This window comes from Streptomyces sp. NPDC018026 (assembly GCF_044327745.1).
Classification (GTDB): Bacteria; Actinomycetota; Actinomycetes; order Streptomycetales; family Streptomycetaceae; genus Streptomyces; species Streptomyces rubrogriseus.
Genome location: NZ_JBIRFY010000048.1, coordinates 1 through 1917, shown reverse-complemented (window position 1 = coordinate 1917; position 1917 = coordinate 1). Strand labels below are relative to the sequence as shown.

Genomic DNA, 1917 nt, shown 5'->3' with positions numbered 1-1917 from the left:
CGCGAGGCCGCGTCCCGAGCGCATCCCGCTCTCCTACGCCCAGCAACGCCTCTGGTTCCTCCACCAGCTCGAAGGACCCTCGGCCACCTACAACACCGTGCTCACGCTGCGGCTCGGCGGCGCGCTCGACGTGGACGCCCTGCGCGCGGCGATCGGAGACGTCGTCGCCCGGCACGAGAGCCTGCGGACGGTCTTCACCGAGGACGAACGAGGCGCGTACCAGATCGTGCTGCCCGTGGAGGCGGCCTCGACGCCCTTCACCGTCGTCGACGTGACCGAGGAGGAGATCGGCGACCGGCTCGACGAAGCCGTCGGCCACCGCTTCGACCTCGCCCAGGAACTTCCCGCGCGCACCTCGTTGTTCCGGGTGTCGGAGCAGGAGCACGTACTGCTGCTCCTCATCCATCACATCGCCAGTGACGCCTGGTCCCGCGCCCCGCTGGCCCAGGACCTCACGGCCGCCTACGCGGCCCGCGTCCGCAGCGAGGCGCCCGCCTGGGCCCCGCTCACCGTCCAGTACGCCGACTACGCGCTCTGGCAACAGGAGATACTCGGCGACGACACCGACCCGGAAGCCCTCGCGGGCCGCCAGCTCGCCTACTGGAAGCAGCAGCTCGCCGGCCTGCCCGCACAGCTCGACCTCCCCACCGACCGGCCCCGACCGGCGGTCGCGGGCTACTCGGGCGACCGTGTTCCGTTCACCGTGCCGACGGAGCTGCACACGCGGCTGACGGAGCTGGCGCGTGCCACCAACACCAGTGCCTTCATGGTGATCCAGGCGGCGGTCGCCGTCCTGCTCACCCGTCTCGGCGCCGGTGAGGACATCCCGATCGGCACCCCCGTCGCCGGGCGCACGGACGACGCCGCCGACGACCTGATCGGGCTCTTCATCAACACCCTCGTCCTACGCACGGACACGTCCGGTGATCCCACCTTCCGCCGGCTCCTCGACCGGGTGCGGGACACCGACCTGGCCGCCTACGCGCACCAGGACCTCCCCTTCGAGCGGCTGGTCGAGGCACTGAACCCGGCCCGCACGCTGTCCCATCACCCGCTCTTCCAGGTCCTGCTGACCTTCAACAACACGGACCACGAGGGCGCGCTGAAGGACATCTCCGAGCTTCCGGGGCTCACCGTCGCGCTCCGGGAGGTCCAGCGGACCTCGTCGAAGTTCGACCTCTCCTTCGGGTTCGCGGAGTCCTTCGACACGTCTCGGCGGCCACAAGGCATCGATGCGGCACTGGACTTCAGTACGGAACTTCTCGACCGCCGGTCCGCCCAGGCGATCGCGGAGCGGTTCCTGCGGGTGCTGGAAGCCGTCACCACAGCCCCGGACCGGCCGATCGGCGCCGTCGAACTGATGGACGCGGTCGAGCGTGAGCGGGTCCTGGTGGAGTGGAACGGGGCCCCCACCGAGCTTCCGGGGACGCCGCTCCACGAACTGATCAGCGAGCAGGCCCGACAGACGCCGGACGCCGCAGCGGTGATGTGCGACGGCACCACCCTGACCTACGCCGAGCTGGACGGGCGCGCCAACCAACTCGCCCGGCACCTGCTCGAACAGGGCCTCGGCGCCGAGGACTTCGTCGCGATCGCGCTGCCCAAGTCCCTGGACGCAGTAGTCAGCATGCTGGCCGTGCTCAAGAGCGGCGCGGCCTACCTGCCGATCGACCCCGACTACCCCGCCGAGCGCATCGCCTACATGCTCGACGACGCCCGGCCTGCTCTGACCCTCACCGAGGCGGTGGACGCCGCTGCGTATGCGAGCCGTCCCGACGGTCCGCTCACGGACGCGGAGCGCCGTAGCCCGTGGTCGGCGCGACACGCGGCCTACATGATCTACACCTCGGGCTCCACCGGCCGCCCCAAGGGCGTCGTCATCGAACACCACGCCCTGGCCACCTACCTCCACCGCGC

At 70.8% G+C, this 1917-nt stretch carries 1 protein-coding gene; it reads left to right on the top strand.

The window, feature by feature from the left end; genetic code table 11:
- On the top strand, positions 1-1917 hold a 1917-nt coding region (locus tag ACH4D3_RS41180), incomplete at both ends, for a condensation domain-containing protein (protein ID WP_398332885.1).